Annotated in this window: 17 protein-coding genes; 6 read left to right on the top strand and 11 right to left on the bottom strand. The window is 73.1% G+C overall.

All coding sequences use genetic code 11. The features are described 5' to 3' along the window. Positions 1 to 65: 65 nt before the first annotated feature. The 3 genes from ACIPW5_RS11865 to ACIPW5_RS11855 form a co-directional block, all read right to left on the bottom strand. Positions 66 to 410, bottom strand: a complete 345-nt coding sequence (locus tag ACIPW5_RS11865) for a hypothetical protein (RefSeq protein ID WP_401243652.1) — start codon at positions 408 to 410, stop codon at positions 66 to 68. Between the two features lie 354 nt (positions 411 to 764). After that, on the bottom strand, positions 765 to 1,250 hold the full coding sequence (locus tag ACIPW5_RS11860; RefSeq protein ID WP_401243651.1) for a hypothetical protein: 486 nt from the start codon (positions 1,248 to 1,250) through the stop codon (positions 765 to 767). A 394-nt stretch (positions 1,251 to 1,644) separates the two neighbouring features. Then, complete coding sequence (locus tag ACIPW5_RS11855) at positions 1,645 to 1,719, bottom strand: 50S ribosomal protein bL37 (RefSeq protein WP_099895366.1); 75 nt, start codon at positions 1,717 to 1,719, stop codon at positions 1,645 to 1,647. A gap of 101 nt (positions 1,720 to 1,820) precedes the next feature. On the opposite strand from ACIPW5_RS11855, the gene ACIPW5_RS11850 reads away from it, so the two are divergent. Next, positions 1,821 to 2,468 carry a hypothetical protein gene (locus tag ACIPW5_RS11850; RefSeq protein WP_401243650.1) on the top strand — a complete coding sequence of 216 codons (648 nt, stop codon included), beginning with the start codon at positions 1,821 to 1,823 and terminating at the stop codon, positions 2,466 to 2,468. A gap of 7 nt (positions 2,469 to 2,475) precedes the next feature. Next, positions 2,476 to 2,706, top strand: a complete 231-nt coding sequence (locus tag ACIPW5_RS11845) for a DUF2277 domain-containing protein (RefSeq protein ID WP_401243648.1) — start codon at positions 2,476 to 2,478, stop codon at positions 2,704 to 2,706. A gap of 11 nt (positions 2,707 to 2,717) precedes the next feature. Here the strand turns inward: ACIPW5_RS11845 and ACIPW5_RS11840 are convergent, their stop codons facing one another. The 4 genes from ACIPW5_RS11840 to ACIPW5_RS11825 all read right to left on the bottom strand — a co-directional run bounded on the left by ACIPW5_RS11840 (position 2,718) and on the right by ACIPW5_RS11825 (position 6,541). After that, on the bottom strand, positions 2,718 to 3,206 hold the full coding sequence (locus ACIPW5_RS11840) for a hypothetical protein (protein ID WP_401243646.1): 489 nt from the start codon (positions 3,204 to 3,206) through the stop codon (positions 2,718 to 2,720). 153 nt (positions 3,207 to 3,359) lie between these two features. Continuing rightward, positions 3,360 to 3,971: a DedA family protein gene (locus ACIPW5_RS11835; RefSeq protein WP_401243645.1), complete on the bottom strand. Its 612-nt coding sequence runs from the start codon at positions 3,969 to 3,971 to the stop codon at positions 3,360 to 3,362. A gap of 103 nt (positions 3,972 to 4,074) precedes the next feature. Beyond that, on the bottom strand, positions 4,075 to 5,733 hold the full coding sequence (locus ACIPW5_RS11830; protein WP_401243643.1) for an alkaline phosphatase D family protein: 1,659 nt from the start codon (positions 5,731 to 5,733) through the stop codon (positions 4,075 to 4,077). Between the two features lie 133 nt (positions 5,734 to 5,866). Beyond that, positions 5,867 to 6,541 (bottom strand): HNH endonuclease family protein, encoded by a 675-nt coding sequence (locus tag ACIPW5_RS11825; RefSeq protein WP_401243641.1) that lies wholly within the window; start codon positions 6,539 to 6,541, stop codon positions 5,867 to 5,869. A gap of 525 nt (positions 6,542 to 7,066) precedes the next feature. Here ACIPW5_RS11825 and ACIPW5_RS11820 point away from each other — a divergent pair. Next, complete coding sequence (locus tag ACIPW5_RS11820) at positions 7,067 to 7,648, top strand: TMEM165/GDT1 family protein (RefSeq protein WP_401243639.1); 582 nt, start codon at positions 7,067 to 7,069, stop codon at positions 7,646 to 7,648. A 207-nt stretch (positions 7,649 to 7,855) separates the two neighbouring features. Here the strand turns inward: ACIPW5_RS11820 and ACIPW5_RS11815 are convergent, their stop codons facing one another. Together ACIPW5_RS11815 and ACIPW5_RS11810 are read right to left on the bottom strand one after the other, a co-directional pair. Further along, positions 7,856 to 8,545 carry an HAD-IA family hydrolase gene (locus ACIPW5_RS11815; protein ID WP_401243638.1) on the bottom strand — a complete coding sequence of 230 codons (690 nt, stop codon included), beginning with the start codon at positions 8,543 to 8,545 and terminating at the stop codon, positions 7,856 to 7,858. A gap of 132 nt (positions 8,546 to 8,677) precedes the next feature. Beyond that, the gene (locus ACIPW5_RS11810) at positions 8,678 to 9,952 is read right to left on the bottom strand and encodes a peptidoglycan-binding protein (RefSeq protein ID WP_401243636.1); all 1,275 of its coding nucleotides are present in this window, start codon (positions 9,950 to 9,952) and stop codon (positions 8,678 to 8,680) included. 100 nt (positions 9,953 to 10,052) lie between these two features. Between ACIPW5_RS11810 and ACIPW5_RS11805 the strand changes: the two genes are divergently transcribed. After that, positions 10,053 to 12,128, top strand: coding sequence for a DHA2 family efflux MFS transporter permease subunit (locus ACIPW5_RS11805; RefSeq protein WP_401243634.1), 2,076 nt, complete (start codon positions 10,053 to 10,055; stop codon positions 12,126 to 12,128). On the opposite strand, the gene ACIPW5_RS11800 is transcribed toward ACIPW5_RS11805, so the two are convergent. Next, on the bottom strand, positions 12,125 to 12,670 hold the full coding sequence (locus ACIPW5_RS11800) for a GNAT family N-acetyltransferase (RefSeq protein WP_401243632.1): 546 nt from the start codon (positions 12,668 to 12,670) through the stop codon (positions 12,125 to 12,127). The genes ACIPW5_RS11805 and ACIPW5_RS11800 overlap by 4 nt on opposite strands. Positions 12,671 to 12,776: 106 nt before the next feature. On the opposite strand from ACIPW5_RS11800, the gene ACIPW5_RS11795 reads away from it, so the two are divergent. Continuing rightward, positions 12,777 to 13,172 (top strand): nuclear transport factor 2 family protein, encoded by a 396-nt coding sequence (locus ACIPW5_RS11795; protein ID WP_401243630.1) that lies wholly within the window; start codon positions 12,777 to 12,779, stop codon positions 13,170 to 13,172. A gap of 165 nt (positions 13,173 to 13,337) precedes the next feature. Here the strand turns inward: ACIPW5_RS11795 and ACIPW5_RS11790 are convergent, their stop codons facing one another. Beyond that, positions 13,338 to 13,673, bottom strand: a complete 336-nt coding sequence (locus ACIPW5_RS11790) for an antibiotic biosynthesis monooxygenase family protein (protein WP_401243629.1) — start codon at positions 13,671 to 13,673, stop codon at positions 13,338 to 13,340. Between the two features lie 127 nt (positions 13,674 to 13,800). On the opposite strand from ACIPW5_RS11790, the gene ACIPW5_RS11785 reads away from it, so the two are divergent. Beyond that, a complete protein-coding gene (locus ACIPW5_RS11785) occupies positions 13,801 to 15,825 on the top strand; it encodes a bifunctional glycosyltransferase 87/phosphatase PAP2 family protein (protein WP_401243627.1) in 2,025 nt (674 codons plus the stop codon). Positions 15,826 to 15,849 lie beyond the last annotated feature (24 nt).

Genomic DNA, 15,849 nt, shown 5'->3' with positions numbered 1-15,849 from the left:
GGATGGGAGTTGGGGTGGCTCGTGGCGGATGTCGGCCTGCCGACCGTGAGGGTTAGTCCAAATTCTCACGACGGTGATTTCGCGAGCGGGAAGGGTATGCCCGCACAGGCAACCAAGGCGCTGCTGTCTTCGGTGAAGAAGAGCAGGAAGTACCACGACCGATCGGTAGAGTCGATCATCCCTCTGCGCACCGGGCGGTCATGCTCGCGTAGGAGCTGCAACGCTCGCTCCAGCCCGAGAGGTTCAACTCCGTGCAGCCGCATGCGCTGAAGTCGGCGTCCGAAAACCCCGATGGAGGGACCTACGGGAACCGTCCCATCCCACACCTCGTAGGTGGCGCCGCTGCGGAGGGCGGCCGTGGACGCCTCATCGTCACCGGCCAACAGCCGCTCCAGCACATGTTGCTCCATGGTCACCCCCCACCGGGAGCCTGAGGTACATCAGCCGGGGACCGCAACCCCAATGATCGCCCGTGCCCGGTAGCGACCTCCTGGGGTGTCTCATCCATCTCCGTTCGGGCCCGTCCAAGGGGGAACCGCGAGGCTGAGCCAGGACAGCGGCCGGCCGACCGTGAACGCAGGTGAACATTCAGGGGGCTACCCCTGACCAGCCCCAACAGACTTGGAAGCATGCGGAGCACGAGACAGCGAGCACCCTCCCGGGGCTGTGATGGGGCCGTGGAAGGGTGCTCATGGGCGACCGACCTTGATAACCGGTGGCGGTGCAGCGGCGGGTTAGCGCGATTGGGCGCCTGAGCGGGAGAGCTAGGCTGCCCGCAGGTTGGCCGGCGGGTGGAGGGGCTCGTGATGGTGCCAGACGAGGTACCTGTCTCCATGTAGAAGCCCCGCTGAGCCCCACTCGACCCGCATGACGCCCTGCTCCATCGAGCAGGCGTAGGCCACGATGATCAGCTGGAGCTCGGGCGGGAGGAGAGCCACGTCCGGATGCACGTGCTCCTCGCCGAGGTCTTCCAAGCCGAGGTCGAGTGTCAGCTGCATAGGCTTCGGCCCGTGACGCCGGATGAGGTCGGCGCGGAGGCCGTACGCCTTGCGGAGCCGCGCTTCGGTGACCGGGACGTCCTTTTTCGCGTAGAGGATTGGGAGGATGGCGTTGCTGCCAAGGACCATCACCGTCCGCCCCTGAAGCCTTCGAGAGGTCGCGCCGTGGATCGGTGCCAGACCATCGGCGAGCGTCTCGTACTGCGCCGCATGAAGCCCATGGCCGTACGCTTCCTGCGTACGGGTGCGCACTTGTTCATGAGCGTGGCGCGCCCTGGCGTGGGCTTCCACCAGACAGGCTGGGATTGCCTTGGCGAGCTGGCCCGCCGCAGCGCCGAACGTTTGCCTGCTCCACAGTGATACTGAGTTCACTATGCGTTGCCCTCCCCCTGCGTTGTCAGAACGCTGAGCTGCATCTTCACCACGGTGTGCGTACTGGGTGAGGCATACAAGAGGGCATCGATGCACAGGCCGCGCGCAGGGCACCAGAAGGACATCCACGGACGCCCATGGCTCACCGTGATCTCGTGGGAGTGCCAAGGCCGGGGTGCGGCCAGCCTCGGCGGTTCGAAGCCGTCCACGCCGACCAGTGCGAAGGCCCCCAACCGGTCACGGTGGGGGGCCTTCGTGTGTACGGGGGTGTGGCTCAGGCGTTGGGGCGCTTGCCGTGGTTGGCCTTCTTCTTCTTGCGGGCGCGCTTCTTGTTTCCTCGCTTGGCCATGTGTGGCTCCCTTGGGGGTACCTCATGCCGGATGGATCGGGCGTTCGCCAGTCTAGGTTCCGGGCCGGTTTCCCGCGCGGTGGGGCGGGGATCTGGAAGGTGTGGCAGGGGGCTGGGAGTGGGTCTGGGCCGTGGCGCTCGGGGTGGTCGGGCTCGGGGTGCCGGTGGCCGGGGTGTGGGGCCGGGGGCGGTTCGAGCGGGAGCGGGATGCCGAGCGGGAGCGGCTGCTCGCGCGGATGGGCGGCGGCCCGCGGGAGCCGGGGGCGGGTGAGCCCCGGCTGGTCGATGCCGGGGCGCAGCGGGGTGGGCCGGCCGAGCTGGGGGACCGGTACGACGACTTCACCCCGATCCTCGTCGAGTACTACGCCTACGGGCTGACGCAGGCGCGCAGCAGCTTCGCGACCAGCCAGCTGTTCGCCGGGGTCGGCGCGGCCGTGCTGCTGTTCGGGGTCGGGCTCGCGGTGTGGAAGGCCGAGAGCGCGGGGGACGCGTATGTGGGGGTCGTCGCCAGTTCTGTGGGGTTGGTCGTGACGCTCGTCGGGCAGTTGTTCCACCGGCGTGCGGATCTCGCCCTGCGGCACATGGCCGCCCAGACCGCCGCCCTGCGCGAGGACCGGCGGGCGGCGGAGAGCACCCAGCAGGCGATGGGGCTCCTGGAGGAGGTCGCCGACCCGGAGCTGCGCGGCAGGCTCCAGGCCGGGCTCATCCTGAAGCTTTCCGGGGCCGAGCTGCCGCCGGCCGCGCCATAGTGGAGGTATGTGCCGCTCCATTAAGACCCTGCGCCCGCCCGCCATCCCCGAGAAGGCCACCGAGGAGGAGATCCGCGCGGCCGCGCTCCAGTACGTCCGCAAGGTGTCCGGCTTCCGTGCCCCGGCCGCGCACAACCAGGAGGTGTTCGACGCCGCCGTGGACGCCGTCGCGGAGGCGACCGCCGTGCTGCTCGACGGCGTACAGGTCCGGGGCCGGACGGCCGCTGCGGCGGTCTGACCGGTCGGCCGTCAGCCGGAGTGGGCCCAGCGGCGGCGCAGCAGCCAGATGCCGGTGCCGAGGGCGCCGGCCGCGAGGGTGCCGCCCAGGGCGATCTGGCCCGGGCTCATGGACTCGACGCTGCCGCCGAGGCCGCCGCGGGCGGCGCCGGGGCTGACCGTGAGGGTCACCGTGACGCGGCGGCCGCTGTTCGCGCCGCACTCGAAGGTGACGGGGTAGTTCCCCGAGGCCGCGTCGCGGTAGACGGTGGCTGAGCCGGTGAAGCTGTACGCGCGGCTGCCCGGGGAGAGGGAGACGTCGCCGAAGGCACGGGAGGACGCCCGGGCGGTGGAGGTGTCGCAGCCGTCGACGGTGAGACTGACGCGGCTGCCGGGGGCGGCGGTGCCCGGGGAGACGGTGGCGGAGGGGGCGGCGGAGGCGAGCGTGGCGGGTGTGATGACCGCGGCGACCAGTGCCGCGGCGGCGATCCCGGTCAGGCTGCGCGTGCGCGTGGGGGGCATGGAGGGGACTCCTCGGGCTCGTCGAAACGGCGCGGCCAGGGCCGGCGGGCGACGCGGATGCGGTCGCGCCGTGTTCTGGACGCTAGAAGCCCGGGAGGGAGGCGGCGATCGCTGCCGGGTGAACGGGTGAGCGGACTGCTCCCTCCGGGGGAGTCAGGCCGTGGCCGGGCCGGGGGAGGGGCGGCGGACGAGGTAGGCGGCGAGGGAGCCCGCTGCGAAGAGGGCGACCACGGAGACCGCGGTGCCGAGCCAGGCCGTGCCCAGCCACTGGGTGCCGAACCAGCCGAGGCTGACGCTGTAGCTCGCCCAGCTCATGCCCGCCAGCACCGACCAGGGCAGGAACTCCGACAGCTTGCGCCGGGTCCGGCCCGCCCCCAGGGAGACCACCGAGCGGCCGGCCGGGGCGAAGCGGGCGATGACCACCAGCGCGCCGCCGCCCCTCACCAGGGCGGTGCCCAGCCGGTCCTGTGCCCGGGTCAGCCGGCGCGAGCGGGCGACGGCACGGTCCAGCCGGGCCCCGCCGCGCCGGGCCAGCCGGTACGCCGCCATGTCACCCAGCACCGAGGAGGTCGCGGCGATCACCAGCAGCAGCCGGATGTCCGGGACCTGTGCGGGCGACCCCGTGGCGGCCGCCGCGGCCGCGGCGGCGCTGATCACCAGCACCCCGCTCGGCAGCACCGGCAGGAACACGTCGAGCAGCACCGACACCGCCACCGCGGCGTAGATCCAGGGGCTCGCGGTCAACGACCCCAGCGTCTCAAGCAAAGCGGTACTCCCCCGTCCGAGGCGCCGCGTCGTCGCGGGGAGCGGCAGGGGCGGCTGACAGCCATACAGCGTACGCCCGCCCCCGCCGGGACGGCGGCCCGGCCTACTCCGCCGCGGTGAGCTCCCGGTCCAGCACCGTCACCAGCCGGGCCCCCGGCCGGCCCGACCGGGCCTGGTCCAGGCGCAGCCGGGCGCTCCGGCCCGCCAGCGCCAGCGTCATCAGCTGGTTCCCGAACCACGGGCCGCCCGTACGCCGCCAGGTCACCGGTGGGCGGCCCGTCCGGCCGTGCCGGGAGAAGCCGCGCCCCAGCCACCGGCCCAGCCGCGACCAGCCCAGCCGGAACCCCCACTTCACCGCCGTGTGGATGGAGTTGTGCACGGGGGAACAGGTCAGCTGGAACACCCGGGCGGTGCTCGGTATTCGAGGCTCGGCCACGTACGCGTGGTGCACGTCCCCGGACAGGACGCAGACCGTCGACGGGGCCTTCGGGCCCGTGCCCACCTCCTCGATCAGGTCGCTGAGTGCGGCGAACGACGCCGGGAACGCGGCCCAGTGCTCCAGATCGCTGCGCCGCCGCAGGTCTTCCCCGATCCGCGCCCACCGGGGACCGCGCTCGCCCCGGCACAGCGCGGCGTTCCACACCTCCGCGTCGTGGATCAGCGGCGGCATCAGCCACGGCAGCGAGGACCCGATCAGCAGGTGGTCGTAATCCCCGTGTCCCTGGAGGGCGTTCTCCCGGAGCCAGAGCTGCTCCGCCGGGTCGAGCATGGCCCGGCCGTCCTCGGCGAGCACGCGGGCGGCCCGGGTGTCCACCATCAGCAGCCGCGTCCGGCCGAAGTCCCGCCGGTAACTCCAGCGCGCCGAGGCCGGGTCGGCGTCCGCCGCGGCGGCGAAGGCGCGCAGTGCGTCGGTGCCGTCCGGGGTGGCGCGTACGGCCGCGTAGAGCGGGTCCGCGGCGAGTTCGGCGGGGGAGAGGTTGCCCAGGTGCTGGTACACCCAGTACGACATCAGCCCGCTGAGCACCCGCTCCGGCCACCAGGCGGTCGCCCGCATCTCCGCCAGCCAGGCCGCGCTGGTGTTCCAGTCGTCTATGACGTCGTGGTCGTCGAATATGTGCAGGCTGGGGACGGTCGACAGGAGCCAGCGGATCTCGGGGTCGAGCCAGGACTCGTAGTACAGCCGGGTGTACTCCTCGTAGTCCGCGACCTGTGCGCCCGGAGCCTCCCGCAGGTCGCGGCGGGCGGCGAGCCAGGTGCGGGTCGCGCGCGAGAGGTGGTCCGCGTAGACCTGGTCGCCGAGCAGCAGCAGGAGGTCCGGCCGGACTTCCAGGGGATCGTGGGCCAGCCGGGCCGCGAGGGTGTCGAGGGCGTCGGCCCCGTGCGGTCCGCGCCGGTCGGCGGGTGGTGCCGCCTGCCGGCAGGAGCCGAAGGTGACGCGCAGTCCGGGTGAGGGCCGCCCGGGGCCGCCTCCGACGGCGGGCGTGCTGATCGTGCTCGGCGGGAAGCCGCCGCCCGCCGGCCAGACGGTGATCCCGTCGAGCAGCACCTCGTACGCCGTGGTCGTGCCCGGGGTCAGGCCGGTGACGGGCACCAACGCGTAGTGGTGGCCGGAGATCTGGAAGGTGCGGACGCTGCCGCCGGATCCGTCGGCGCACCGCACCTCGGCGGTGCACGGGCGGTCCGCCTCGACCCATATCGTGGCGGCGTCGCCCGTGTCCCAGTCGACGTGGCGCAGCAGTGGTCCCAGTCGCAGCCCGGCCATCCAAATCCCCCTCCTCGGAAGCCCTTCCGATCCCCTTTCGATCACGGTACGGGGCGGGGCGGGGGCCGGCCTCCCCCTCGCGGGGGATAGGGAGGGTGAAAACTCCGGTGACTTCCCGGAGGAGGGGCCGGGGTCAGCAGCCGTTCAGGATGTTCACCAGGGCGGTCTTCTCCCCGGAGTCCATGCTCAGGCCCCAGTACTGCTTCACCTGGACCCACATGCGTGCGTAAGTACAGCGGTACTCGGTGCGCGGCGGCAGCCACTTGCCGGGGTCGAGGTCGCCCTTGGCCTGGTTGACGTTGTCGGTGACCGCGATGAGCTGCGGCCGGGTCAGGTCGTTGGCGAACTGCTGGCGCTGCGTGGTGGTCCAGGAGTTGGCGCCCGAGCGCCAGGCCTCGGCGAGCGGGACCATGTGGTCGATGTCGATGTCCGAGGCGGCGGTCCAGGTGGCCCCGTCGTACTCCGAGTACCAGCTGCCGCTGACGGAGGCGCAGGAGGAGTCGGTCACGACGTTGACGCCGTCGCGCTTGAGGACCGTCTCGCGGGTGTTGCAGGTTCCGGAGACCGTGCTCCAGTGCGGGAACTGCGCGCGGCTGTAGCCGGTGAGGGTGCCCTCGGCGGCGGGGGTGACCGTGGCCAGGTAGGAGCGGGCCGCGGCGGCGCTGATGGGGGTGGGCGGGGCGGCCAGGGCGGCCGGGGCGTTCACCAGCGAGGTGAGGGAGACGAGGGCGGCGGCGGACGCGAGGACGCCCGCCCGGCCGATGCGACGCGCGTAGACGGAGGGCGTGCGGGTGGATATGAGGGCCATGGAGGGCTCCCTGGTGCGGGGGGTGGTGGCCGTGCTGACCCCGGTGGGGCGCGGCCATGGTGTCGGCGCCAGATGTCGCTGGGACGGGCGCCAGGTGACAGATTGCCGACATGGGCACGTCACATCAAGCCAATCAATGGCCCGTAATCAAGGGGAAGTTGAGATTCCGGCCGCGGGGGTGGGGGCGGAGTGGGGTCAACCTCACATACCGGGTGCCTTCGCCCTGCCGGTGCCTTCGCGTACCCTGGAGGGAGCAGAAGGGGAGTAGCTCTTCGCCGGACCGTCGACATACTGCTGGGTCACCCAGCCGGCGCCCGGAGGCAGGCCGCGTGAGCGGTCGGCCAGCGAGACCTTCGGCCGCAGTGCCCTGTCCATGTGGCGCGGTGCGTGCGACGCATGCTGATGCGTGGCGCGTGACGTGTTCACGCCTTCCAGGGCGCCGCTGAGCCGAAGCGACCCCTGAAACACCCCAGGTCTCTCGGTCCGACGGCGTCCTGCCCTACCGACCGATCGAGGTTTCGCCCCGTGTTCAGCTTCACCGTCCTGGCGATCGCCTTCGGCGTCGTCTTCCTCGCCGAACTCCCCGACAAGACGGCCCTCGCGGGCCTGATGCTCGGCACCCGCTACCGCGCCTCCTACGTCTTCGCGGGCGTCGCCGCCGCCTTCGCCGTGCACGTCGCGCTCGCCATCGCGGCGGGCAGCGTGCTCACGCTGCTCCCGCACCGGCTCGTCCAGGCGGTCGTCGGGGTCCTCTTCCTCGCGGGCGCGGCCATGCTGCTCCTGAAGAAGAACGACGAGGACGAAGAGGTCAAGCCGCCCGCCGACCAGTCCTTCTGGAAGGTCTCGGGGGCCGGCTTCATGCTGATCCTCGTGGCCGAGTTCGGCGATCTGACCCAGATCATGACGGCGAACCTCGCCGCCCGGTACGACAATCCGCTCTCGGTCGGCCTCGGTGCGGTGCTGGCGCTCTGGGCGGTCGCGGGCATCGGCATCCTGGGCGGGCGCACGCTCATGAAGTACGTACCGCTGCGGCTCATCACCAAGATCGCGGCGGCCGTCATGGCCGCGCTGGCCGTCTTCTCGCTGTACGAGGCGATCGCGGGCTGACCGGGCCGGTCCCTGGCGGGGTGCCGGTTCCCTGGCGGGGTGCGGGTGCGGGTGCGGGTGCGGGTGGCCGGGCGGTGCGGGCGGGCCTGTCTGCGGGGCCGCCCGCACCGCCCGGTCGGCGGTTCGGTCCCGGAGCGGCGCCCGGTGCGGGGAGGCCCTGTCTTCGGCGTCGGCTGTGATCCGGTCCTCGCCGCGCCCCTGCGGTTCCTAGGCGGGCGGGGTGAGGGTGAGGTGGAGGGTGCCGTCGGCGGTGGGGGTGACGCGGACCGCGGTCAGGTCGGGGACGTGGGCCGTCGGGCCGTGGGCGGCGGCGCGGGGGCCTATGCCGATCACGCGCATGCCGGCCGCCAGGCCCGCGGCGATGCCGGCCCCGGAGTCCTCGAAGACCACGCAGTCGGCCGGGTCCACCCCGAGTTCGGCGGCGCCCTTGAGGAAGCCCTCGGGGTCGGGCTTGCTGGCCCCGACGGACTCGGCGGTGACCCGCACCCGCGGCATCGGGAGCGCGGCGGCCGTCATCCGGGCCTCGGCCAGAGCGGCGTCGGCCGAGGTGACCAGGGCGTGCGGCAGGCCCTGGATCGACGCCATGAACGCGGGGGCGCCCGGAACGGGCACCACGCCGTCGGTGTCGGCGGTCTCGCGGGCCAGCATCTCCGCGTTCTCGGCGTGATTGACCTCCACCGGGCGCTCCGGCAGCAGGATCGCCATCGTGGCGTAGCCCTGGCGGCCGTGGACCACCTTCAGGGCCTCCTGCGGATCCAGCCCGTGGGACACCGCCCACTCGCGCCAGCAGCGCTCGACCACCGCGTCGGAATTGACGATGGTCCCGTCCATGTCCAGGAGCAGTGCCCTGGCGGTGAAGACGGCGGGGGCGGTGGGCGTGGTGGTGCTGGCCGGCATCGGCGGGGCTCCAGACGGGCGGCAAAAGAGAACAAGCGGTTCCGTCCACCGGTCAGGGATTGCGGACGGAACCACTTTGTTTCTTCACGATACAAAACCCGTCGGGGTGCGCGCCACCGACGGCCGAGTGACTTATCCCTCCAGGGCGCGCCGGGTCGCCGGGCCGTAGACGCCGAATTCGTCGTCGTACACCTCGTACTCCATCTGGAAGTCCGCCACCGCCCGCTCCACGCCGCGGCCGTACCGGCCGTCGAACCTGCCCCGGTACATCCCGTGCTCCGACAGCAGCCGCTGGAGCTTCTCCACCTCGGGCCCCGAGTCGCCGGAACGCAGGGTCGCCGGCTTGGCGGGCTTCGCCGGAGAGGTGGGGCTCGGAGCGCGGGTCGTCCCCGACGCGGAGGGGGAGGGCGACGCCGAGCGGGACGCGCTCGCGGAGGCGGACGCGGACGCCGAGCGGGAGGCGCTCACCGACGGGGAGGACGAGGCCGATGCGGAGGAACTCGCCGTCGGGCCGGAAGGCGCCTCCGACGGGCCCGCCGGGGCGGACTCGGCCACGGGCGACGACGGCTTGGGGTCCACCAGCGCGGTGTCGCGCTCGTCGGACCCCGTGAACATCACCAGCGCCAGTGCCGCCGCGCCGACGACCACCGCCGCACCCGCCGCGGCCAGCAGCGGCAGCCGACGGGAGCGCGGAGGCTTGGCGGGGAGGTCGTCGGGCCACTGCAGGGGGACGGCCCGCAGCTGGACCGTCTGCTCCGCCGGCGCAACGGGTACGGGCGGCTCCGCCGGTTGTACGGGAGCGGCCCCGGGTATCCCGAAGGCCGGGGTGACGGGGTCCTGCGCCGGGACGGGCGCCAGCATGGCGGTCGGGGCCTCGTCGGCGCCGACGCCGTACGCGTGCGCCGCGGCGTCCGGGCCCGGAGCACCGGGACCACCCGGCTGCGCGGTAACCGCCTCGTCCGGGTGCGCAGGGACCCCGGCCGGGGTCGCCAGGGGTTCGGCCGGCTGCGCCGGGACCCCGGGCGGAGTCGCGACCGGGCCGGCCGGCTGCGCCGGGGCGCCGGGTTGCGGGTCCCAGGCTCCCGAATGCGCCACCGGGGCCTCCGGTACACCGCCTCCGGCCGTCGGCCCGGCCGGCGGGGGAGCGGGGGCATGGCCGGGGGCGGCGAAGGCTCCCGTCGGTGCAGCCGGGGCCGTGTGCGGCGGCGGGAGGGTGGGGAAGGGGGTGGTGGGGTCCGAGCCCGGCTGGGCCATCGCCCCCAGGACCGGCTGGGGCGGCGGCTGGCCCTGGTCGGCTTCCGGCATGGCCACGTACGGGCGAATGCGCAGCGGGTTGAAGCCCACCCCCCGCGCACATTCGCAGCCGACGCCCGTGGCGCCGCATTCCGGACAGCGCTCTGCGCTCACTGGTACCCCTCCCTGGACACTGCCAGCGATTATGCAGACCCCTCGGGCCCCACCCAACCCTTCCGAGAGGCCATAACCGGACACACCGCTCAGGATGGAGATGTTGATCCGGCCTGAGGAGGAGCCGATGGCTCAGGATGTGACCGCGTCGGCCGTGGACCCGAAGCCCGCCGCCGAGCACGCCTCGCGCGAGGTGCTCGTCTCGATCGGGGCCCTGCTGCTGGGCCTGTTGATCGCCGCACTCGACCAGACCATCGTCTCCACCGCCCTCCCCACGATCGTCAGCGAACTCGGCGGCATGGAGCACCTGTCCTGGGTGGTCACCGCCTACATGCTGGCCTCCACCGCCGCCACCCCCCTGTGGGGCAAACTCGGCGACCAGTACGGGCGCAAGAAGCTCTTCCAGGCCGCCATCGTCATCTTCCTGATCGGCTCCGCCCTCTGCGGCCTCGCCCAGAACATGCCCCAACTGATCGGCTACCGGGCCCTGCAGGGCCTCGGCGGCGGCGGACTGATGGTGCTGTCGATGGCGATCGTCGGCGACATCGTGCCGCCCCGCGAGCGCGGCAAGTACCAGGGGCTCTTCGGCGCGGTCTTCGGCGCGACCAGCGTCCTCGGGCCCCTGCTGGGCGGCCTCTTCGTCGACCACCTCTCCTGGCGCTGGGTCTTCTACATCAACCTCCCCATCGGTCTCGTCGCGCTCGTCGTCATCGCCGCCGCCCTGCACATCCCGGCCCGCTCCTCCCGGCACACCATCGACTACCTCGGCACCTTCCTCATCGCCTCCGTCGCCACCTGCCTCGTGCTCGTCGCCTCCCTCGGCGGCACCTGGGGCTGGGGATCCGCCCGGATCGTCGGGCTGGCGGTCCTCGGCGCCGTCCTCCTCGTCGCCTTCGTCCTCGTCGAGCGGCGGGCCGCCGAACCCGTCCTGCCGCTGGGGCTGTTCCGGATCCGCACCTTCACCCTCTGCTCGGTGATCAGCTTCGTCGTCGGCTTCGCGATGTTCGGCGCGATGGTCTACCTGCCGACCTTCCTCCAGGTCGTGCGGGGCGTCTCGCCGACCATGTCGGGCGTCCACATGCTGCCGATGGTGTTCGGCCTGCTGATCGCCTCCACCGCCTCGGGGCAGATCGTCAGCCGTACCGGCCGCTGGAAGGTGTTCCCGATCACCGGCACGGCCGTCACCGCCGTCGGCCTCCTGCTCCTGCACCAGCTGGAGCGCACCAGCTCCGACTGGGAGACGAGCGCCTACTTCTTCGTCTTCGGCACCGGCCTCGGACTGGTCATGCAGGTGCTCGTCCTCGTCGTGCAGAACTCGGTCAGCTACGCCGACCTCGGCGTCGCCACCTCGGGCGCCACCTTCTTCCGCTCCATCGGCGCCTCCTTCGGCGTCGCCATCTTCGGCACGGTCTTCACCAACCGGCTCGGCGACAAGCTGACCGCCACCCTCGCCGGGATCCCGCTGCCGCCCGCCGCGACGCCCGAACGGCTGGAGGCCGACCCCCGGGCCATCGGCGCGCTCCCGCCCGAAGTGCGCCTCAGGGTGCTGGACGCCTACTCCTCCGCCATCACCGACGTCTTCCTCTACGCGGTGCCCGTGGTCCTGGTCGCCTTCGTCGTCTCCTGGTTCCTGAAGGAGGACAAGCTCCGTGCGTCCGTCACCACGCCCGACGTCACGGAGACCCTCGCCTCCAACCCCGTGCACCGCTCCTCGCACGAGGAAGTGGCCCGCGCGCTCTCCGTGCTCGGCACCCGCGAGGGCCGCCGCCACGTCTACGAGAAGATCACCGCGAAGGCCGGCTACGACCTGCTGCCCGCCGCCAGCTGGATGCTGCTGCGGATCAACAAGTACGGCTCCGTCGAGCCGGCCGTGCTGGCCGAGCGCACCGCGATCCCGCTCAAGGTCGTCACGGACGCCGGACGCCAGATCGAGGAACGCGGGCTCGCCGCCCGGGACGGGCTCGACCTCGTCCTCACCGACCGGGGCAGGGAGGTGGCGGGCAGACTCGCGCAGGCGCGCCAGGATTCCCTGGCCGAACTGCTCGGCGACTGGTGGGGCCCGGACCGGCCCACCGACCTCATCAAGCTGGTCGAGGAACTCAACCGGGAGCTCTGCGGATCCGACTCCGAGGAGCCCTACGACACACCGGCCCGGAGGGACCACTCCGCCACCTAGGAGGCGGCCGCGGCGAGGCCGAGGTCCTTCTCGAACCAGTGCTGGGCGTACGGGCCGGAGTTGTACGCCGGTATCTCCCGGTACCCGTGGCGCGCGTACAGGGCGCGGGCCTCCACCAGGTCCGTACGGGTGTCCAGGCGCATCCGCGTGGCGCCCAGCCCGCGGGCGGCCTCCTCCAGCGCGGCCAGCAGCGCCGCCCCGCCGCCGGTGCCGCGGGCGCGCGGGTCCACGTACACGCGGGTGAGCTCGGCGGTGGCCGGGTCGAGCAGGCGTATGCCGCCGCACGCCAGCGGCCGCCCGTCGAGCCGGCCGACCACGAACTGGCCCGTCGGCGGTACGAGCCCGTCGGCCGGGTCGTCCAGCATCCCCTGGTCGATCTCGGCCTCGGTGGCGGAGCGCTCCCAGTACCGCCCGGCGACCTCCGCGTAGTAGGCGCGGCGCAGCGCCGTCGCATCCGGGGTGGCGAAGGCTTCCGCGACCACCTCCCACCTGGTGTTTCCGGGGGAGGCGGACTCTGTCGTGATGATCGGTTTGCTGTCCATGGCGTCATTGTGCAGCGGGCCCCGGAGCGCCCGCGTGGAATATCCACAGGCGCGGACCGATGATGAGGAAAGGCGTAAATCGCACAAACGGAGGGTGTGAACCGTCATGTCGGAGCATCCGGACTGTGCCCTGATCCGCCGCGGCTACGAGGCCTTCGGCAAGGGCGACATGGAGACCATGGGCACGCTGATGACGGCCGACGTCATCCACCACGTGCCCGGCAACAGCGTGCTCTCGGGGCACCACAAGGGCCGGGAAGCCGTCCTCGATCTCTACCGCCGCCTCGGGGAGGAGACCAACGGCACCTTCCGGGTCCGCCTGGAGAACGTCATGGTGGACGGCCGGGGCCACGCGATGTCCGTGCACGTCGCCCAGGGCGACCGCGGCGACCGCGGCATCGAGATCCACGAAGGGCTCTTCTTCACCATCGTCGGCGGCAAGATCACCGACATCGACCAGTGCACCCAGGACATCGACGAGAGCGACGCCTTCTGGGCGTGAGCCGCGAGCCGCGAGCCGCGAGCCGTGAGCCGCGAGGCGTGAGGCGTGAGGCGTGAGCCGTGAGGCGCGACGGCCGAGACCGCCCGACGCCCGAGCCCCGTGGCCGAGCCGGAGGGACCCGGGCGACGTCCGCCCCGGGTCCCTCCGCCGCACCCCGCGCCCTGCTCAGGCCTTCTTCGGCGCGGCCTGCTGCACGACCTCGAACGACCACACCTGCGACCCGGAAGCCGCCGGCTTCGGCCGCTCGCCACCGGCCCCGCCCGCGCCGCCGCCCTGGTGCGCCGCCTTCATCGGACCCTCCATCCACGCCTGGAAGTCCTCCTCCGACCGCCACCGGGTGTAGACGAGGTACTGGTCCGTGCCCTCGATCGGCCGCAGCAGCTCGAACCACTCGAACCCGTCCGAGTTCTCCACGGCGCCCGCCCGCGAGGCGAACCGCTGCTCCAGCAGCTCCCGCTGCTCGTCGGGGACGGTCAGCGCATTGATCTTCACGATGCTCATGCCCGCCATCCTAGGGATCCCGCCCGGGATATCGTCGTCCAGGCAGTCCAGGTAATGGAACGGGGCACGACGCGCGGCAGCCAGGCGAAGTGACCGTGGCGGTCGACGGGGCGGAGGGCGGCGGGGCGTGGCTGACGCGGCGGAGCACGGCGGGGCCGGTGGACATGCCGGGGGCATAGGCGGTGGCGGCGGGCTCGGGGCGCTGCGGGTCCTGCTGTGGGCGCTCGCCGCGGTGCTGGCCGCCAGACAGGCCGTCACGGTGCTGCGCGTGCCGCCCGGCGAGTGGCTCGGCGGCCTCGACCTCCCCGGCAGCCCGCCCGGACCGCTCTACGCCGGCGGGCCGTTCACCGGAACCCCCTTCGGCGGGCTCGTCCTCAAACCGCTGGCCGGGCTCGCCGCCCCCTCCCTGGAGGTGGCCTGGACCTGCGTGACGCTGCTCCTCGTCGCCGGCGTCGGCCTCGTTGCCGCGCGGGCGCTCCCCGACCCCGTGCCCCGGCGCACCGCGCTGCTCGCCGCGCCCGCGCTGGTCGCGCTGATGATGGTCTCCCTCCCCGTCCGCGAGGCCGCCTCCCCCGGACAGACCGCGGTCCTGCCCGTCCTGCTGGTGCTCCTCGCCGTGTTCCGGGTCCCCGGCGGGCGGCCCGCCGGCTTCCTCGTCGGCCTCGCCGCCGCCCTCCAGCCCGCACTGCTGCTCTTCGCCCCGCTGCTGTGGCTCACCGGGCGCCGCCCGGCCGCCCGGGCCGCCGCCGTGACCTTCGCCGGCGCCACCGCGCTGTCCTGGGCCTCGCTGCCGCGCGACTCGTGGACGTACTGGGTGGAGTACGTCGCCGGCACCGGCCTCGGCGCCGCCCCCGACGCCCTCGCCAACCAGTCCCTGCACGGCGCCCTGCTGCGCCTCGGCCTCGGCGGCCCCGGCGAGATCGCGCTCGCCCTCGCGCTGGCCGCCGCCGTCTCCTGGGCCGGCCTGCGCCGCGCGGTCCGCTACGCCCGCGACGGCCAGCTGCTGCTCGCCGTCGCCGTCACCGGCTGCGTCGCCGTCGCCGTGTCCCCGACGGGCTGGCGCCACCAACTGCTGTGGGTGCTCCTCGCCGTGGCCGGCAAGGTGGGCCGGCGCGCCGCCGACCGGCGGGTGTGGCCCGTCGCCGTCGTGCTGGCCACGAGCCTGCCGAGCGCCGTACTGCTGCCCAACCTGGCCGCACTGGCCCCCGTACGCGACAACGTGCTGCTCCTCACGGCCCTCGCTGCGGCCTGCGCCGTGCCGTTCCTGCCCCGCTCCTCCCCGTACTGGCGCACGCCCGTGCCCACCGCCCACGCGGAACCCGCCGACGCGCGCTGGTCCCGCGTGCCGCTGCTGCCGTTCTGGCGGCGCGTGACCTCGCGCCCCAACCTCCTGCTGGAACTGCTGCTGATACGGGTCGGCTACTCGATCTACTCGCACATCCGCGCCGCGGCCCCCGCGAGCCGCTCCGCCGCCGAGGGCAACGGCGGTCAGATCCTCGGCATCGAGCGGGCGCTCGGCATCGACATCGAGCACGCCGTCAACCGGGCCGTCGTGGACACGCCCTGGCTGGAGGCCTTCTTCAACTTCTACTACACCTCCTTCCACTTCGTGGTCCCGCTCGGCATCCTCGCCGTCCTGTACTCGCGCCGCCCCGGCGACTACCGCTGGGCACGCGCCTCCCTCGGGCTCGCCACCGTCCTGGCCCTGGCGGGCTTCTGGCTCTACCCGCTCGCGCCGCCGCGCCTCATGCCGGGCCTCGGCTTCACCGACACCGTGCACGGGGTCCAGGACCTGGCCAACCCCTCCTACGGGGCGATGACCGCGATCTCCAACCAGTACGCCGCGATGCCCTCGCTGCACTTCGGCTGGTCCCTGTGGTGCGGGGTCGTGATCGTGGTCCTCGCGCCCCGCCGCCGGCAGAAGCTGCTCGGCGTCCTGCACCCGCTGGTCACGGTGTGCGCGATCGTCGCCACCGCCAACCACTGGGTGCTGGACGCGGTCGGCGGCGCGGCCGTCGTCGCCGCCGGCTTCGGGCTGGTCCACGTACTGTCCGGGCCGCGCGGGCTGAAGGCGCCCCTCCCGGCCCAGCGCGGGCCGGGCGCGGAGGCCGCAGATCCGGTACGCGCCCCCGCGCGCTCGGGACGGCCGTAGCCCCCGGCCCGGGAGCCCGGAACC

Origin of the sequence: Streptomyces sp. NPDC090077 (assembly GCF_044747545.1) — a bacterium.
Taxonomy (GTDB): domain Bacteria; phylum Actinomycetota; class Actinomycetes; order Streptomycetales; family Streptomycetaceae; genus Streptomyces.
This window is presented reverse-complemented; position numbering and strand designations above follow the sequence as displayed.